This window comes from Glaciecola siphonariae (assembly GCF_042652645.1).
Taxonomy (GTDB): Bacteria; Pseudomonadota; Gammaproteobacteria; order Enterobacterales; family Alteromonadaceae; genus Glaciecola; species Glaciecola siphonariae.
Window position 1 is genome coordinate 59,969 of record NZ_JBHSGU010000003.1, and the last position, 16,882, is coordinate 76,850.

15 protein-coding genes and 1 tRNA gene are annotated in these 16,882 nt (G+C 44.5%); 10 read left to right on the forward strand and 6 right to left on the reverse strand.

Annotation, left to right across the window (positions count from 1 at the left end; genetic code table 11):
- Positions 1-331: 331 nt before the first annotated feature.
- Positions 332-1,423 carry a polysaccharide pyruvyl transferase family protein gene (locus tag ACFO4O_RS10870; protein ID WP_382408416.1) on the forward strand — a complete coding sequence of 364 codons (1,092 nt, stop codon included), beginning with the start codon at positions 332-334 and terminating at the stop codon, positions 1,421-1,423.
- Here ACFO4O_RS10870 and moeB read toward each other — a convergent pair.
- Positions 1,418-2,164, reverse strand: coding sequence for a molybdopterin-synthase adenylyltransferase MoeB (gene moeB / locus ACFO4O_RS10875; RefSeq protein ID WP_382408418.1), 747 nt, complete (start codon positions 2,162-2,164; stop codon positions 1,418-1,420). The genes ACFO4O_RS10870 and moeB overlap by 6 nt on opposite strands.
- 316 nt (positions 2,165-2,480) lie before the next feature.
- Here moeB and ACFO4O_RS10880 point away from each other — a divergent pair, with 316 nt between their 5' ends.
- Together ACFO4O_RS10880 and moaE are read left to right on the forward strand one after the other, a co-directional pair.
- A complete protein-coding gene (locus tag ACFO4O_RS10880) occupies positions 2,481-2,726 on the forward strand; it encodes a MoaD/ThiS family protein (protein WP_382408420.1) in 246 nt (81 codons plus the stop codon).
- 2 nt (positions 2,727-2,728) lie between these two features.
- Positions 2,729-3,178 (forward strand): molybdopterin synthase catalytic subunit MoaE, encoded by a 450-nt coding sequence (gene moaE / locus ACFO4O_RS10885; RefSeq protein ID WP_382408422.1) that lies wholly within the window; start codon positions 2,729-2,731, stop codon positions 3,176-3,178.
- An 81-nt stretch (positions 3,179-3,259) separates the two neighbouring features.
- Here moaE and ACFO4O_RS10890 read toward each other — a convergent pair whose 3' ends face one another.
- Complete coding sequence (locus ACFO4O_RS10890) at positions 3,260-4,456, reverse strand: glycosyltransferase family 2 protein (RefSeq protein WP_382408424.1); 1,197 nt, start codon at positions 4,454-4,456, stop codon at positions 3,260-3,262.
- Positions 4,457-4,989: 533 nt separating this feature from the next.
- On the opposite strand from ACFO4O_RS10890, the gene ACFO4O_RS10895 reads away from it, so the two are divergent.
- The 4 genes from ACFO4O_RS10895 to moaC all read left to right on the forward strand — a co-directional run bounded on the left by ACFO4O_RS10895 (position 4,990) and on the right by moaC (position 8,476).
- Positions 4,990-6,177 carry a DegT/DnrJ/EryC1/StrS family aminotransferase gene (locus tag ACFO4O_RS10895; RefSeq protein ID WP_382408426.1) on the forward strand — a complete coding sequence of 396 codons (1,188 nt, stop codon included), beginning with the start codon at positions 4,990-4,992 and terminating at the stop codon, positions 6,175-6,177.
- Complete coding sequence (locus tag ACFO4O_RS10900) at positions 6,165-6,884, forward strand: WbqC family protein (protein WP_382408428.1); 720 nt, start codon at positions 6,165-6,167, stop codon at positions 6,882-6,884. Before ACFO4O_RS10895 ends, ACFO4O_RS10900 begins: the two co-directional genes overlap by 13 nt.
- Before the next feature lie 40 nt (positions 6,885-6,924).
- The gene (locus ACFO4O_RS10905; RefSeq protein WP_382408430.1) at positions 6,925-7,878 is read left to right on the forward strand and encodes a sulfotransferase; all 954 of its coding nucleotides are present in this window, start codon (positions 6,925-6,927) and stop codon (positions 7,876-7,878) included.
- 115 nt (positions 7,879-7,993) lie between these two features.
- Positions 7,994-8,476 (forward strand): cyclic pyranopterin monophosphate synthase MoaC, encoded by a 483-nt coding sequence (gene moaC / locus ACFO4O_RS10910; RefSeq protein ID WP_382408432.1) that lies wholly within the window; start codon positions 7,994-7,996, stop codon positions 8,474-8,476.
- 19 nt (positions 8,477-8,495) lie between these two features.
- Here moaC and ACFO4O_RS10915 read toward each other — a convergent pair whose 3' ends face one another.
- Together ACFO4O_RS10915 and ACFO4O_RS10920 are read right to left on the reverse strand one after the other, a co-directional pair.
- Positions 8,496-10,592: a TonB-dependent receptor plug domain-containing protein gene (locus ACFO4O_RS10915; RefSeq protein ID WP_382408434.1), complete on the reverse strand. Its 2,097-nt coding sequence runs from the start codon at positions 10,590-10,592 to the stop codon at positions 8,496-8,498.
- A 25-nt stretch (positions 10,593-10,617) separates the two neighbouring features.
- Positions 10,618-10,977, reverse strand: coding sequence for a YacL family protein (locus tag ACFO4O_RS10920; RefSeq protein WP_382408436.1), 360 nt, complete (start codon positions 10,975-10,977; stop codon positions 10,618-10,620).
- Between the two features lie 374 nt (positions 10,978-11,351).
- Between ACFO4O_RS10920 and ACFO4O_RS10925 the strand changes: the two genes are divergently transcribed.
- Positions 11,352-11,428: transfer RNA gene (locus ACFO4O_RS10925), tRNA-Arg, on the forward strand.
- A 98-nt stretch (positions 11,429-11,526) separates the two neighbouring features.
- Here ACFO4O_RS10925 and ACFO4O_RS10930 read toward each other — a convergent pair.
- Positions 11,527-12,012, reverse strand: a complete 486-nt coding sequence (locus tag ACFO4O_RS10930) for a DUF4174 domain-containing protein (protein ID WP_382408438.1) — start codon at positions 12,010-12,012, stop codon at positions 11,527-11,529.
- Between the two features lie 344 nt (positions 12,013-12,356).
- Between ACFO4O_RS10930 and ACFO4O_RS10935 the strand changes: the two genes are divergently transcribed.
- Positions 12,357-14,528: a protein-disulfide reductase DsbD family protein gene (locus ACFO4O_RS10935; RefSeq protein ID WP_382408440.1), complete on the forward strand. Its 2,172-nt coding sequence runs from the start codon at positions 12,357-12,359 to the stop codon at positions 14,526-14,528.
- Positions 14,518-15,147 (forward strand): thioredoxin family protein, encoded by a 630-nt coding sequence (locus tag ACFO4O_RS10940; protein WP_382408441.1) that lies wholly within the window; start codon positions 14,518-14,520, stop codon positions 15,145-15,147. Before ACFO4O_RS10935 ends, ACFO4O_RS10940 begins: the two co-directional genes overlap by 11 nt.
- 104 nt (positions 15,148-15,251) lie before the next feature.
- On the opposite strand, the gene treF is transcribed toward ACFO4O_RS10940, so the two are convergent.
- Positions 15,252-16,862, reverse strand: a complete 1,611-nt coding sequence (gene treF, locus ACFO4O_RS10945; protein WP_382408443.1) for an alpha,alpha-trehalase TreF — start codon at positions 16,860-16,862, stop codon at positions 15,252-15,254.
- Positions 16,863-16,882 lie beyond the last annotated feature (20 nt).

Here is a 16,882-nt window from a genome sequence, read left to right on the forward strand (position 1 = left end):
TACTGGCGTCTATGATACTCAGGTATCGAGACAAAACATGTCTTTTTTATGATTTTTTATGCTAGCTATTTTGCTTAGTATTCAAGGTCTCTTTGTACCCAAGACGTAAAAAAGAGCCTTGTAACAAAGATTTGTGTACAATAGATAACCAATTAATCGCGAGACGTTTTTGTTGCAAAGTAATAAATGGCAAAGTTGCTAAGGGCTTTGAGTACGTAATTTTTTATGCATCCAAACTGTCGCCGCCTGCATTTATCTTTGCCTACATTGGTCTTTGAATATCTTAATGCAATCACCTCAATAATATTACAGGTTGGAAGATTTTTAGTTTATGTCTAATGAACGTTATTTTTTTGTACGCATAATTACTTCATTCAATAATGAAGGTGACCTGCTAATCAACCGAGCCTTACTGCAGTTTGTATCATCTTATGGAAAAGTCATAATCGACAGGCGCTCCAGTCCAGATGAATTCTTAGAAGAACTCACTAAAGATATTGAAAACTGCGAACTTTCAGACACATTTTATAAGACCTTAATCAAAAACACCCTCTCTCGACATAAAACATTTTTGCTGACAATACCCGGGCACTTCTTTGGCGAAGGTATAAAAAAAGCGTTTTCTATTTTTGTAAGCGCATGTTTTTTCTATCTATTAAAGATCGGCGGCGTGAAAATATTAAAATTCGGAGGCTGCTTAGGTCCATTTGACTGGCCCGTTAAAGTAGCAGAACGTTTTCGGGCTAGCGCATTCACTTTTTACGGGATAAGAGACTCGATATCGATAGCTAATTTAAACAAAAGCTCGAAGGTTGAGAGGTTTCCAGACCTTGCATTCGTATCTGACGATATAAAAAAAATATCTGAAAATAAACAAAGCGAGCGCAATGGCAATTTAGTTATTAGTTTTAGAGAGCAAACTAACGCCATGTTCAATGCGCAAGGCTACACCGAAAAAATAACTGACAAGTTGGCAAAACTTATTGAACAAAAACAAGCTAATAAGTTGGTTTTTTGTTATCAGGTGCCCAGCGATCGAGATTTTAATCATAGACTGTTTTGTGAATTTAAAGAGCGAGGATACAACTGCGAATTTATTAACAAAAAGCTAAGACTAAACGAAGCGCTAAAGCTTTACGCAAATTCGTCTTTTGTATTGAGCAATAGGTTGCACATATTAGTGCCAAGCTTATGTTTTGGTACTGCACACCTTGGGATTATTGACAAAAAACAACACCATAAGATTTTGGGAATTTATAGAGACCTTAACATAGACAGCTTATTGGTTGATATTGACGATGAGATCACGCCTGAGACGATAGCGAATACCGCTGAAATCTCTTCTTCAGCGCACCTTTCATCCTTATATAATCAAGAGCTCGAATATGCTCATAAAATACGCTCTAATATTATGAGCCTATGAACACACTTTGCACTGGGCGTGTTTATTTACGCTAAACGTTTGCCAAGTTGAGGTCATTGCATCATACATTTGTAGTCGATTGATTGCGGGCTGACCAAATTCAGTCAATATCTTGATGGCCTCAAGCGCTTGGCTTGCCCCAATTATTCCCACAACGGGCGACATAACACCCGATTCAACACAACTTAAATTTAACTCGCCAAAAAACCGGCTAACGCAGGCGTAACAAGCCGTCTTTGCTCTTGGGTCTGTGCAAAATATTTGCCCTTCCATACGGATCGCGGCGCCAGAAACTAAGGGCTTGTTAAACCGATAAGCAAGCTCGTTTACTAGCTTGCGAGTGCTTAAGTTGTCGCTGCAATCAAGCACAATATCGTGCGCTGGCACTTGTATACCAAGGGTTTGTTCATCGGCTTGCTGGGCTATTGCGTTTATACTTACCGCTGAGTTAATGTTATGCAGCGTTTCAGCAGCAGACGCCACCTTCAACTGCCCGACGTTTGTTTCAAAATGCAAAATTTGACGTTGGAGATTACTCAAGGCCACGGTGTCATTATCCATCAGAGTCATGTTACCAACACCCGATGCACATAAAAACTGTGCCGCAGAGCATCCTAAGCCGCCGGCTCCGATAATTAAGGCCGATTTGCTCATCAGCATTTCTTGTTTATTTAAGTCAAAACCGGGGATAACAATCTGACGGTTGTAACGTATCGCCTCAGCGGTAGATAACTCTTTCATTATATTTATAAAACTAGCTGTGTCCTGTATAGGGTTGTATCACCTGAACACAGTGCTGACAATACCATGAGCACGGTACTGCTTTTATTAGTGACTTTAATCAGTGCTTTTTGTTAGTACTTCTTATTATTGCTGAGTACGAGCCCTTGGCTTGTTACTAGAGTAAAACAAAAGCAAGGGCGTTTAGATGGGACGCAAATACATTTTTGCGTCTTTATTTTGCAAGATAGGGTTGGCAATTGACACCGGGCAAGTGACAATAAAACACCCAAGCTAAAATACTCTTGCCACAAGGCAACACAAAAGGTGTTTTTTAATGATTCAGGTTAAGCTCTTTGCAGATTTTAGGGAGCGCGTCGGCACCGACTCGATACACATAGAGGCCAGCGAACAACTTTGTGTTGCCGGTTTACTTCAACAACTCGCTCAACGCGGTGAGCAGTGGTCGTTTTTAAACAACGAAAACGTGCTTTGTGCAGTAAATCACACGCTTTGCGATGCAAATACTAGCATTCACGATGGCGACGAAGTCGCGTTTTTCCCGCCCGTCACAGGGGGGTAAATATGATTCAGATTCAGCAAGAAGATTTTAGCATGGGGGCGGAATATGACGCTCTGCGGACACAAGCAAGTGGCGACGGTGCCATCGTTACATTTACAGGTTTAGTGCGCGAGTTTAATGACGACGCGTCTGTCTCTAGTATGTTCATCGAACACTACCCCGGCATGACTGAAAAGTCGTTAATGAACATTTGTAATCAGGCAAAGCAGCGATGGAACTTGGGCCAGATTAAAATTATCCATCGAGTTGGCATGCTAGAAGCCTGTGAGCAGATTGTATTTGTTGGCGTAACATCTCGCCATCGAAACGACGCTTTCACGGCTGCGCAATTCATAATGGATCACTTGAAAAACGATGCGCCTCTGTGGAAAAAAGAAGGTAACCCAAAGGCCATGAAATGGGTCGCAACGAAAGCCTCTGATAAAGCAGCATTAGCGAATTGGAGCAAATAGCCCGCTTAAATACGTCTGCCTTATTATGTCCACTTAACTAAGCCCACTTGATGCAGGGCAAACAATCAAGTGTGACTGCAATCACTCAAGTCCATCTTCGTACTTAATAGCGCTACAATCTTTGCCCAAGGCATAAACTGCATCCGCTATTTTCATGCGAGAAGCAAAAGACATAATAACGAATATTCTGTGCCCTTTAGCGTAAGCCTCAGATGGGGTTAACACCTTATAAGTCTGAAACCTATCGCCTTTTTCGGCCCACGAGTCCACCACTAACATAACCTTTGGCGGATTACTTAAAGTAGTGAGTTTATCTAAGAACAAACTTGTTAATATGTCGGTGCCCCATAATACAATTTCCTTTATACCCGAGCCTTGTATTTGACTTAAGATATTGTCGATGATGTGGGGCGACATGTCTTTCTCGGTGGGCGCAAAAAACTCAATACTCTGCGCGCGAATGCGTCTGTCTACCTCTAAGGCATTGTTAAATTGAAAACCATGCTCTTTTTGCCATAGCTCAACATCAAACTTATTGGTAATGCTGGCATGCTGCCCACTGCCGTCGTTTCCCTTATTCGCCACCAACGACTGTTTAGGATACACGGTGACCATGTTTGCTTTCATTTGCAAATAGCAGCCGCGATTATCAAGCCCGTCAATATGTCCGTATGCTTCTGCTTTGTATCGATTTAATAAATCTCTACCATATTCACTGTTCAGTATTTCAATTTGCCGTGCATCACTGCTCAAAGCTTTAAATTCGTCTAGTGGTACAGCTTTGATTTTTTCGAACTTTGGGAGCCACAACCCCATACCCCAAGCAATCATTCTAGGTAGCGCAAACACGTCACTTTCACTCTGTTGGGCGGCGGGCAAAGGCGGAGAATACCCACAAATACTCAACACGTCAGGATGATGCTCATATTCGACCAGCGCATCGTTCATAAATTGCAAGAACCCCGGCGCGGTCACAATGTCGTCTTCTAAAAAAATGACTTTGCCATACTCCCGCATGAGTTGATGCATACCACCACGGCTATTTGCGACCCTTCCGTTGCTAGTGCGCTTAATGACTTTTACCCGTGCAAATTCGCTCACCGAATCAGCATAAGCTCTAAGACGCTGCACCAACTGTTCATCTCCAGGCCTCGGAGCATCAGACAAAATGAAAAGCTCGCTTTGCTGGGCAAGGGTATTTTTCTGTAGAGCAGATACGGTTAACTTAAGGTGTTCTAAGCGTGAATAAGTACTAATAGCAATTGGCGCGAGGCTCATAATGCACCCGTTAATGATGTGTCGACCTATTAGGCTAAATGCATGATTTGTGCCCGCAAAGTTTGTTTCAATAAAATGTCTCTACGCAGAATCCTATTTCTTTAAGCAATCGTGTCTAGATAAAGGTAGTTAGAACAAGGTCGCTTTAAACAATAGCGCCTTAAACAAGAACAGATTCGAGCAATAAACCTCTTTTTCATTGATGAGCCTTGCATGCACTTAAATACATGCTTATTGAAAGCTGGCGCAGCGCTGGTCCAAAGCGATATGGAGCAATATGGCGCAATATGGCGCAATATATGCTTAGTCTGACTACACAAAGTCTGATTACAAAAATGAAAGCCTAGGTTTTTATACACATAAATGCAGTCAGGCCAACAATTTTTGCCGCTTTTATGCCGCGTAAAAAGTCAGTAAACGGCGAAGATTATCCGCTAACGACGAGGTTTTGACAGTGCTTATGCCGCCTCATTGCCCCGAGTTGGCATAAACAACACATAAGTGAACAAAGTAAAAAAAGCACAGAGGTAAACGTGAACAGACTACGCAAAATGAAAGTAGATACCCATCACGATGACGCAAAGCAGATGCGTGGCCGCGTGCTGCCTCTTCATCGCGCCAAGCCAGTTAAAACGCCGGCTCTTAACAACAATATCTTGTTAAACAAGCCACTTGAGCCTGATTTGACTAAGCTACACTATTGGCTTAATAAAATTCACGAAAATCACTGGTACAGTAATTTTGGTCCTCTTCACGACGAGTTAACTCAACGTTTAGAAGACTACCTTGGGGTCAAAAACCTGCTTTTGGTGAACAACGGCACAAGTGCCTTACAGGTAGCTGGGCGTGCATTGGAAGTAGACTCTGTAATATCGACGCCTTTCAGCTATGTCGCCACTGCTAGCGCTTTTTTGTGGCAAAAAGATGATCTGGTTTTCAGTGATATCGACCAACACTCTTATAATTTATGCCCAGAGACTGCAGAAAACACGCTCAATGCTCAGCCTAACACCGACGCGATTGTTGCTACGCATGTATACGGAAACCCATGCGATGTTGACGCTTTCGATGCCCTTTGTGCAAAGCACCATAAAAAGATGATATATGACGGCGCCCATGCGTTTGGCGTGCGTATAAAAAATCGCTCTGTACTGAGTTATGGCGATGCCAGCACTTTGAGCTTTCATGCGACCAAGCTTTTTCATACGGTAGAAGGCGGCGCCATTATATTTAAACATGCTGAGGACTATGAGAACGCTCGCAGCCTCATTTCTTGTGGCTACAAAGGCGGAAAGATTGTTGGTCTTGGTACTAATGCAAAACTTAACGAATACCAAGCAGCGGTAGGTTTGGTCAATTTAGCCCTTATGGATGACGTTATCGCGCATCGTCAGGCGCTGTTTACTGAATACAATGCGCAGCTTAAAGACTATTTGCAGTTACAACAGTGGCATCCGGATGCAACATTTAATGGCGCCTACATGCCTATAGTATGTGACAATGATGCACAATTAGCGCGTGTCCAGACCGCATTGAATGAGCGAAATATTGGCAGTCGCACTTACTTTTCACCCTCGTTAGACGAATTGTTTAATGCATATGCTCCCATGAAAACCAGTCGAGATATCGCGCAACGAGTGCTATGTTTGCCGCTGCATTTTTACATGCAGCTGTCTGAGGTAAAGCTTATTTGCGAAATAGTGAAGCAATGCATCAAATAAGCTCACCAGACAAGCCGACAAGTATTGGTATAGTGCAGCCGTATTTGTTTCCCTATTTAGGTTACTATCAGCTGGTAAATCATTGCGATATTTTTGTGTTTTTTGATACGGTAAATTTTATCAAGCGTGGTTATGTCAATCGCAATAATATTTTACTCCAAGGCAAAGAGCAGCGCTTTACGCTTCCTGTACAAGATGCCTCTCAAAATGCATCAATTGCTTCACTGCGCTATACAAACGAGTACACAAAAACACTAAAAACGATAGCACATGCTTATGCAAAAGCGCCGTATGTAAATGACGTCTTGGACTTGGTGCATAGCGTGATGACCAATAGCAATCGCTCACTTGCCAGTTTAAACGCCAATTCGATTCAAAGTGTGATGTCATACTTATCGATTGATAAACGGTTTTACTTTGCAAGTGACTTAACCTTTGATGACTCAGGCAGTGCGACAGATACCTTGTGCAACATCACTAAGGCTCTTGACGCATGCATATATTGCAACCCGATTGGCGGGCGCTCACTCTACACAAAAGAGGACTTTTTAGCGCAAGGCATTGAGCTTCGCTTTTGCCAAAAACAAGATATTAGCTACTCACAAAATTCAAAGGCATTTGTAGATAATCTCTCTATGATAGATGTGTTAATGTGGAACTCACCAGAGCAAGTAAAAATGCTTTTGCAGGCATATACGCTATCGTAATTCTTACTAGGGTCTGTTGAATAGAGGCTGAATAAAGAGCATGAACGAGCTTGAACGTATCAAGCAGCTAAACCAAGCGTTAGCGCAGATTGTTTTGCCGCCACAAGATGAAGCGCAGGCATCTTCGCACAAGCCGAATTTGTACATCATCGGCTGCCCCAGAAGTGGCACAACTGTTTTACTGCAATACTTAGCACGCACGCAAATTTGGGACGTGCCGAGCAATCTTATGGCCAGGTTTACCAGCTCCCCCTATATTGGCTTACTTGTACAACAGTTGCTTTTAGACGAGGGCACGCTGTCGCCAACAAATAGCGATTATAAATCGCACTACGGCCGAAGTAAGGGCTTACTTAATACCAACGAATTCTTCCATTTCTTTCGTCGATATATAGATACAATAGATATAGCGCATCTTAGTGAATCGCAAATTCAAAATGCACGCATCAAAGAGATGTTTAGCAAACTGAATGAGCCGTCTCGACTTAGCGGAAAACCGTTTTTAACCAAAGCAATGATGCTTCAATATAACCTGACGGATTTTGCCGCCCACTGTTCAAAAGACATCTTTTTATATACTAAGCGTGAACCCATATTTACCATGCAGTCGATATATCAAGCGCGCATAAAAGAAACCGGGTGTATTAACACGTGGTGGTCTGCAAAGCCTGCTCAATACCCCAGCTTGAAAGACCTGCCATACGCTTCACAAATAGCTGGGCAGGTCTACTACACTGAAAAAGCCATTGAAGCGGGTTTGCGCAGTCTTGATAGCAAACGTTATGTGCAAATTGCGTACGAAGATTTGGTATCAAATCCGGCTGGCATACTAAACAGCATTTGCGACAAATATCAGCAAAACGGTTTTGACTTACCCGCTACTACCCTTAGCCAGACACCGCTTAGTAATCAAAATACCGAAAAACTCGACCCCTCTATTCTTGCTCAATTGCAACAGGCATACGCAGACTTACAGCAAAAACATGGCATGTAGCGTTTCGTAACAGTTACTTGAGCTGCGCTTATTATTTTCAATAAGCGATACCTGACAGCGCCAGCACATTACTTTATAGTGCTTTGAAGATAGTCTAGAAAAGGAAGTAAACACTTTGAGTAATCTCACCCATGTAGATGCCAGTGGCTCGGCCAATATGGTTGACGTGAACAGCAAGGCAGAGACTGTGCGTGTTGCCACGGCGGAGGCTTTTATTTACATGTCGCAAGCAACCATTGATGAGGTGCTCGCACATCAAAACAAAAAAGGCGATGTACTTACAACTGCAAAAATTGCCGGCATCATGGCCGCAAAAAAATGCTCCGACCTAATACCCTTGTGTCATCCGCTTATGCTGAGCCAGGTAGACGTAGATATTGAGGTGCAAGCAGAGCAATTGCGTTTAAGGGTCACTTCTTTATGCAAACTCAGCGGTAAAACCGGGGTCGAAATGGAAGCGCTAACCGCAGTGAGTGTTGCTGCCCTTACCCTATTTGATATGTGCAAAGCGTCAGACCCAAACATGCGCATTGAAGGCATGCGTGTGCTAAGCAAGTCGGGCGGAAAAACCGGCGACTGGCAGCATCCGAATACCTGAGCCACGCACAAGCAAAAGCTTAGTGGGCGTCTTCACCAAATCGGATTCTCACGCCTGCGTTTACAATGAAGCCGTCGTTGCGCGACCAAATATCCGTCGTCCACTGCCCGTCGGGTGCTTGATTGGGCAGCACAAGCGAGTCTTCTTTGGTTTGACGAATGTTCAGTAAGTTTTCTAAGTTAATAAAGTAGCTTATTGCGCCCACGGTTATCTCCCCCATCAGGCCTAAATGCCAATACGCCTTGCTCTCATCGCGATAAGGGTTGCCATCAAGGCGCTGTTTGCCGGTATAGTAGGCCTCAAAACCAGTGCGAAATTCTCCATGGCGCTCCCACATGGCTACCAGACCCGCCGAATGCCGGGGAGTAAGCGCAATGCGCTGACGTGTATGAGCATTTAGCATTTGCTCGGTGGCATCTAAATACAAATAACTCGCGGTGACTTTAAAGTCTTTCCATTTGTAGCGCGTTGATAGCTCTGTACCATAAATACGCGACTCTCCCTCACTGTTTACCAAACGCACGCGGTTGCCAATGCCATTGTCGGGGAGAGGGAAATCGGGCGATACAAAAGCCTCAAGCTCGGTTACGCCGTCTACGCTTGAGGCAAATAGGGTAATGTTTGTTTCTAGCTTATTGAATTGATAAGCAATATCAACAGATGATGTGGTGGCGGTTTCTTCTCGTATGTTGTCAAGCGGGGCCAAGCGCACTAAACCCGCAGCCTCGATTTCTTCAACAAACGGCGTTGGCGCAAAATAACCTCGGCCATACGAGGCACGAATAGTCCAGTCGTCAGGACGATAAAGCATAGATATGCGAGGACTAAACTGTGAGCCAAATTCACTATGTCGGTCAAAACGAGCGCTAAGCGAGCTTGATACATAAGATGATATTTCGTAATCAGCTTGAGCAAATATACCGGGTACGTCGTAGCGGTAGTTAAACTGGGCAAAGTCGTCTGATTCAAAGCGTTCTGAATGCATTGCCACGCCCATCACCCAATTCATATCGAGTGTGTAGCCTGATATCGTGCTTTCTATCAAATAACTTTCATGCTTGTCACTATCGAGCACACCACCAAAATCTTTATCGTGATGTTGCATCATGGCAGAGCCGCGCAGACCCCAGCCCAAGGTATCGTTTAGTGCACCACTAGCCACAAGCCCTGCATCGAGACGCTCACTGTTTTGGTTTTGCACAAATTCACTTGCATTTGCAAGCGTCGCACCTGCGCGTGTTCCACCTGTGCGATTCTCAGTCATATAACCGGCTGTAGCATAAACCGTAGCGCCATCGTCCCCTTCCCAAAACAGGCGAGGGCGAGCGGTGTATCGCTCATAACCGGCCATATCTATCCAGCCATCATTGTCTAAATCTTGAATGGCTTGATGATGTGCCCCGCCGGTAAACGATACGCCTATAGCCTCGCTAATAGGGGCAGCAACATAGCTCGTTATATCTTGTCCGTCGCGTGTGGTCGCGTTTAATAAGAGTTCTGCTTCTGGCTCATCGCTGGGGCGGCGCGATATAAGATTGATAACACCGCCCATAGCCGAACCACCATATAAAGATGAAGCTGAGCCCTTAATTATTTCGACCCGCGCAAGGTCGGTAGGTGGAATTTGCAATAGTCCAATTGAGGCGGCCTGACCGCCATAAAGCGCCAAACCGTCGTTTAGTAGCTGCGTATAACGTCCATACAAACCTTGCAAACGAATATTTGCACTGCCTAGCGCAGGCGATGTGGTTTGCACTCGCACACCGCCCGTTTCTGCCACTAGCATAGAAATATTACCCGGGCGCATTATCGCTTTTTCTTCCAGCTCTTCGCGGTTTATCACTTCCACTCGAACGGGTTCATCATTTACTGCTCGCCCAATACGCGTAGACGTCACGATGATGGTTTCAAACTCATCATCATGACCGTGTTCATGCGCTTTGTCTTGTTCGTGTTCGTGTTCGTCAATATCTATGTGACCGCTTTGGTGTTTGTGTGCCTGCTCCTGCAACAAAAGCTGGGGTTCAGTTGGCAAAATTTCCTGAGATTGTGCATTTAGGGTAATAAGAAGACTAAGTGTTAACATGGACGACGAAACATAATTAAAAGTAGTCATGAAGCGAAACCGCCTCCTATTTGGCCTATTGAATAAATGCATACCACTGTTCCAGCATCTCCTTTAGATCTTGCAGCCCGCAGCCAACCGCAGTTTGCTGATCAAGCTCGGTCCCCTCGGGCAGCTCAATGTCTTCGTCATAGAAGCCAAGATGCGTATGCAGCTCGGCTTCTTCGGTATCGAGATTAAGAGTATAGTCGTTGCCCTTTAACTTATGCGATGTGAGTTGCCCAGACTGCAACTGCGCGATCACTTTAAGTAAGTTAAGCACTGTATCGCGACAAGTGCCTATCTCACTGCTTAGCCAATCACCAAACGCGCTCACTTCAGACTCACACTCGGCGACTGGATTTGAGCTCACATCTTTATAAAATTTATAGTCCATGACTTATCTCACTGTTTTGAAAATGTCAGCATCGCCTTTACTGATCACTTCCGGCGCGTCCACGGGTCATTGGCGCAAGCACCATACGGTTTTTTAACGTAAGGTCGTGCCATTGATAAGTGTCAAATAAGGGTGATGTAGACATAGTAACTCGCTTAGTAAAAATAAACTTAAGTAGTAGTTAGTTGTGTTAGGCAACGCACAATACAAGCCCAAACAAAAAATATTTTGTAGGAGAGCCGCAAAAAAGCGCTAATCAAGCGCTCGGCATATGCTTTTGGAAAAATTATGAATGATATATGAACAATCGTATACGCTGCGCCCTAAATAGCGCTGTTACATTAGCAAAAAATATATATAATACACCACGTTGCGCGCCTGTAGCTCAGCTGGATAGAGTAACTGGCTTCGAACCAGTTGGTCGGGAGTTCGAATCTCTCCAGGCGCGCCAATTCTCAAATCAAATTTGTCCATTCAAGCACTACTAAGTCTCTTTGCGAGCAAATAAGCTCGAGCATCTCTGGGCTATACACCGACAACAAGACAGACTTAATATTTTCTACCCGTCAACTCTGCTTTTCGCATCGGCATGCCGTCTATATCGGCAAATACCGCCTTGAGGTCAAAAGATCTGTCTTCCTCATAGACTTCATAAATCGATTTTAACCCCCCATCTAAACCAACTAAAAAAGGACGTTTGTTTGCATCCTGCGTGACTATATTTCTACAGGTTTTGGCCGTTTCAATATCGTAGTGTTGCCCTGTATGGATAATAAGGTGACTGTTTGTGACAAACATCACTCGTAAACGACGCTCTTCTATCGCTGCTTTGTTTTGATTAAGTTGCACAAGCAATTCCGCGTTAGGGTTTGCGCTGCCTAAAGGGATCACTAAGCTGCGATACTGCCAATGTAAACTCGATAAAAATCCGCACACAGCACTCGTGCTGCTGCGTTTCCCCTGAAAACTGATAGCAGTATTTTGCAGTAAAAATAAACCGCATAGCGTGACGAAAATTTTGTTCCTATTGTTCATGCTTCACGTAAAGTTTATTGTTTAAACTAGGGTCTGTTGACCTTTGCTGTATGAATTTTGTTCGTTTCATGTGCTTTCCGATCGCGGCACGTGCTTGCAGGTGCAGTTATTCTGCATCAAGAGCACGTAACAAAGAGCGGGATGCACATGGAACGAACCCTCCGGGCGGCGCTTGTGCACTATTTATTCTGCATCATCGTTACTTTATGTAGATGACTACACTTCAATAACGATTCTTTGCCTAAATAGCGCACAAACTGCCGCAAAATCATACAGCAAAGGTCAACAGACCCTAGTTCTCGTTTTCATTTGATTGAGAGATGTCCATTGGTTATGAAAACAATATGAAAGCAAAAAAAAGCACTTTTGCATTTACAGGCTTAATAGATACGATGCGCAGCATAATATCGGTTTTCCTTATTTTACTGTTTGCGACTCACGCATTTTCTCAGCAAGTTTCGTCGCAAAATACTGCTTCTGTGCAAAGCGAGCTTGCCTCAAACTTTGCTGTGGGCCCGCACATCGAAGTTAGTTTATTAAACGAACAAGACAGTATTGTTGCAGGCAGCACGATACACTTAGGCGTATTGTTTCGCCCAGACCCTCAGTGGCATACCTACTGGTTAAATCCAGGAGACTCTGGAGAAGCGCCCACCATTAAATGGCAAAGCAATTACGACTTGAGCTTTAAAGATATAAATTGGCCATTGCCCGTTGGCATTCCTGTTGCGCATTTAGTTAATTACGGCTACGAGGCTGAAAATTTACTTATTGTTGAAGTTAGCATCCCTGAGGATTTATCTCCCACTCAGAGCCTACAAAGCGCATCAATTGAAAACACTGTGGTGGTTCAAGCCGATGTATCGTGGTTAGTGTGCAAAGAAGACTGCATACCAGGCTGGGCAACGTTAACCCTGTCTTTGCCCATTAGCAATGAGGCGAATCTATCTGAACATGCCGATTTATTTAAAAACACGCGTCAAATGTGGCCAAGTAATGAGCAAAAAACCGGTTTATTTGAGGTGACCGATAGCGCTATTGTATTTGAAGTGAACGATGTTCAGCCCGATGAGTGGAAAGTATTCCCATTTAGAAGCGACCTTATTAATCATGCCGCTGCACAAAGTGTTATTAGCGACGGCACCACCACACGTATCGTGGTGCCACGGTCCGATTATTTTTATGGCGAAGCAAGTGAGCTTAAGTGGTTAATCAGCAATGGCGAACAAGGCTATTATGTACAAGGCACCGCCAGTGCAAGCGCGCCTTCAAATGCTGCTAACAGCGAGCCTGCAAGTCTTGCCTCTTTAGCAATTTTTGCGCTCATGGCCTTTGTTGGTGGCCTAATATTAAATGTGATGCCGTGTGTGCTGCCCATCCTTTCAATCAAGGCCATGGCATTGCAAAATAGTCAGCAAAGCATAACACACAAGCTCGCCTACTTAGGCGGCGTGCTGTTTTGCTTTAATCTCTTTGCGCTTATTATTGTGCTTCTGCAACAAAGCGGACAGCAGGTTGGTTGGGGCTTTCATATGCAAGAGCCAGTCGTCGTTGTCTTACTTGCCTTTTTGTTTACATGGATAGCGTTGGTTTTGCTCGATGCAATGGCCGTAAACTCAAACTTAGCAAACATCGGGCAAGGCTTAGTAAATGGCGAGTCTGCAGGCGCGCATTTTGCTACCGGCACTTTGGCGGTAATTGTTGCGTCGCCATGCACGGCTCCGTTTATGGCCGCGGCACTCGGGGTTGCGTTAGTCAGTGAGCCTTACGTCACGGTGGTCTTGTTTAATGCTTTGGCTGTTGGTTTTGCGCTTCCCCTTACCTTACTTTTTGTGTCTAAACGAGCGAAGAACTGGCTACCTAAACCCGGTGCATGGATGGAAACATTCAAGCGCGTGCTTGCTTTTCCGATGTTCGCCACGGTAGCTTGGCTGTGTTGGGTGTTTGCAGGGCAAAAGGGCGCACAACTACAGTTTGTTTTATTAAGCGCGCTCATTCTCTTTTGCATGTTTATTTATCTTTTAGGCCAAAGTAAAGCGCCCATTACCAAGGCGTTCAATAGTATTGCTGCCTTGCTCTGTTTTTTGCTGCCCGTGTGGGTCAGCACATCAAGTCACTTGGGCTCAATCGAACAAGATGGGCAATCCGATACGCTCAGTTATATTGAGTTTAATAAAGACACGCTCACTCGCTTAATTAATGAAGAAGAGGTGGTCGTTGTCAACATGACGGCAGATTGGTGCATTACTTGTAAGGTCAATGAGCAAGTCGCGTTTTCAAGTGATGAGGTCAAAACAGCATTAGCCCAAGAAGGCGTGACCTACATGCTTGGCGATTGGACCAATAAGAATAATGAGATATTGCAGTATCTCAACGAGTACCAACGAGCCGGTGTACCGCTTTACGTTGTTTACGCGGGCTCAAAAAGCAAACAAATATTACCCCAAATACTCAGTCCTAGCGCTGTAATTAGCGCTATTAACCAAGCTAAAGAGGAAGTCTCTAATGTTAATTAAACCTTTGTTGCATCAATCATTAAAAGTCGTTGTTAGCATATTTATGCTTGCGCTAGCCTGTAGCGCTACTGCAAGAGTCGAGGTAGACGCACCCGCACCTGCATTTACCCTAACGTCGAGCACCGGTGAAAGCGTGTCTTTGTCTGATTTTGCAGGCAAATATGTGGTATTAGAATGGACAAACCACTTGTGCCCATATGTAGTTAAACACTACGGCAGCGACAATATGCAAATGCTTCAGCGTAAATATACCGAGCAAGATGTAGTGTGGTTATCGATTATCTCCTCGGCTGAGGGCAAGCAGGGTTATGTAAGTGCAGAAGAAGCCAACGCTCTCACCCGTGACCGAAACGCGGTCCCTACTCATGTATTATTTGACACTAGCGGTGAAGTAGGCAAAGCCTACTCAGCTAAAACCACTCCGCACATGTATATTATTGACCCAAGTGGGGAGCTTAAATATGCAGGTGGCATCGACAGCATCAAATCTGCTAACCCAGCCGACATTCCAAAAGCAGATAACTATTTAGACCTTGGCATGCAAGCCTTACTCAACGGCCAAGAAATTGAAAAGAAACTTACCCCGCCCTACGGCTGCTCTATTAAATACAAGAGCTAACCATCGGCGTATACCCGTCCAGACTGCCTTCGCGAATATCTATCAACTCAATCAGTTAACGCGATTTTTTGCCAAGGCAGTATTCGACAGTTTACTTAAGGGCTCTAGTTTTGAGCCTTTGCCTTTGATACGTAGTGGCAAAACATCATAGTCACAGCATTTGTCCACCCAAAGCCTTGCTGAACCTCGTATTCACCGCCTTTTGCATGCGCTTGCGTGCCGCTAACATCGTATTTTTCCATCATGCAGCCATGTTGTTGATAAAAGTCTGAGGCTGTATTTATCCAATTTTGCATGATGGTAGAGGCAAGTTCGTTATGGCCGTATTGCTGCAATCCTATTACTGCAAACCATTGAAGAGGTGCCCATCCATTGGGGGCATCCCACTGCTGCGCGGTGTTGCGAAGGGTGGTTTGAAGGCCACCTGCTTGCAAAAAATCTTGCTGAAGCTTGCTCGCCACGCTTTGTGCCTGTTCAGGACTTGCCATACCCACAAAAAGCGGAACAACGGCCGCAAGCGATAGCGCGGAACTTGGCGCCTTGGTCATAAAGTTATAGTCTACAAAAAAACCTTGATCATCGAGGTAGCAATAGCGCGTTAGCGCTGCCTTTCGCTCAAGCGCCCTCTGAGCATAGCGATACGCTGTTTCTGGCTGGCCAACGTCTGCTTGCCACTGTCCTAACTTTTCTTCACAAAAATACAGCAGGGCGTTTAAATCTACGGGCACAATATGCGTTGTTTGAATCGATGTTAAATCTTGGCCATTTTCAAACCAACGAGAACTAAAGTCCCAGCCTGATTCACAGGCTGCTCGTATGTTTCGATAAAACAATGGTTTATTTTCAAGGTCTTTTGCCAGCTCTACATCTTCGCGATACGATTCTGGGCGCGGAGTGGCTTGGTCATCCCAATAGCGGTTGAGTAGTTCGCCTCCATGCATCCTCACCACTCGTTTAGCAGCAGAACAATGTTGCATAAGAGGCTCGTTAGGTAACGATTGCTCTGACTGCATCCAAAACCAGTATTCTGTTTCTAAACCTGCTATGCACTGCGCAAAGAAACGCTCACCCTCTTCGCCTTTAAATACTGATGTTTGCTCTTTCAGCAATGCTATATAAAGCGCCAATACCGGGGGTTGAGAGCGACTGTAATAATAAGTGCGGCTTCCATTAGGAATTAAACCTAAGCGCTGCTGAATCGACAAAAAATTCTTGAGCATTGCTACCACTACCTCACTTTTACCCACTTGCACCAAACCTATTGCGGTAAAGTAACTATCCCAGTAATAAATCTCTCTGAACCGCCCACCTGGCACAATGTAGGGATGTGGTAGGGGGATCAACGAATTAGGCAAACTCACATCTGCATTGCGCTGTAATATACCCCACAACAAATCAATGTGTTCGAGCATGCTCAGTGCTTGTTCAGGCGCTGGATTAACATCGGCTTTACTGACTGCTTCTAAAACAATGGGCTTTGGTAGCTCAAAGTTGCTAGATACAAACTGTTGAAGGTTAAAGTTAGGTGACCTATGTTGCTGCTCATAGTCGGCCAAAATATCATCAATAGTTCGCTTTGGCGTTGCATCGGCAAAGGTCTTGCTGTCGGCAAACAAACCTGCCATCTGGACACGAGCAAATAGCTCGCTTTCAAAAAACGCGAGGCTAGCGTGTAGTGAAAACTCAGGCTTATTGCTTGCTACTTGTGTCGTCATTTTCTCTTCCTGCTGGCCAT

Excerpts from the sequence above, each read along its gene's own strand:
- ACFO4O_RS10900 (WP_382408428.1), top strand. The coding sequence starts at position 6,165 with ATGCATCAAATAAGCTCACCAGACAAGCCGACAAGTATTGGTATAGTG.
- ACFO4O_RS10870 (WP_382408416.1), top strand. The coding sequence starts at position 332 with ATGTCTAATGAACGTTATTTTTTTGTACGCATAATTACTTCATTCAAT.
- moeB (WP_382408418.1), bottom strand. The coding sequence starts at position 2,164 with ATGAAAGAGTTATCTACCGCTGAGGCGATACGTTACAACCGTCAGATT.
- ACFO4O_RS10940 (WP_382408441.1), top strand. The coding sequence starts at position 14,518 with ATGTTAATTAAACCTTTGTTGCATCAATCATTAAAAGTCGTTGTTAGC.
- ACFO4O_RS10905 (WP_382408430.1), top strand. The coding sequence starts at position 6,925 with ATGAACGAGCTTGAACGTATCAAGCAGCTAAACCAAGCGTTAGCGCAG.
- ACFO4O_RS10880 (WP_382408420.1), top strand. The coding sequence starts at position 2,481 with ATGATTCAGGTTAAGCTCTTTGCAGATTTTAGGGAGCGCGTCGGCACC.
- ACFO4O_RS10935 (WP_382408440.1), top strand. The coding sequence starts at position 12,357 with ATGAAAGCAAAAAAAAGCACTTTTGCATTTACAGGCTTAATAGATACG.
- moaE (WP_382408422.1), top strand. The coding sequence starts at position 2,729 with ATGATTCAGATTCAGCAAGAAGATTTTAGCATGGGGGCGGAATATGAC.
- ACFO4O_RS10915 (WP_382408434.1), bottom strand. The coding sequence starts at position 10,592 with ATGACTACTTTTAATTATGTTTCGTCGTCCATGTTAACACTTAGTCTT.
- ACFO4O_RS10890 (WP_382408424.1), bottom strand. The coding sequence starts at position 4,456 with ATGAGCCTCGCGCCAATTGCTATTAGTACTTATTCACGCTTAGAACAC.
- ACFO4O_RS10930 (WP_382408438.1), bottom strand. The coding sequence starts at position 12,012 with ATGAACAATAGGAACAAAATTTTCGTCACGCTATGCGGTTTATTTTTA.
- treF (WP_382408443.1), bottom strand. The coding sequence starts at position 16,862 with ATGACGACACAAGTAGCAAGCAATAAGCCTGAGTTTTCACTACACGCT.
- ACFO4O_RS10920 (WP_382408436.1), bottom strand. The coding sequence starts at position 10,977 with ATGGACTATAAATTTTATAAAGATGTGAGCTCAAATCCAGTCGCCGAG.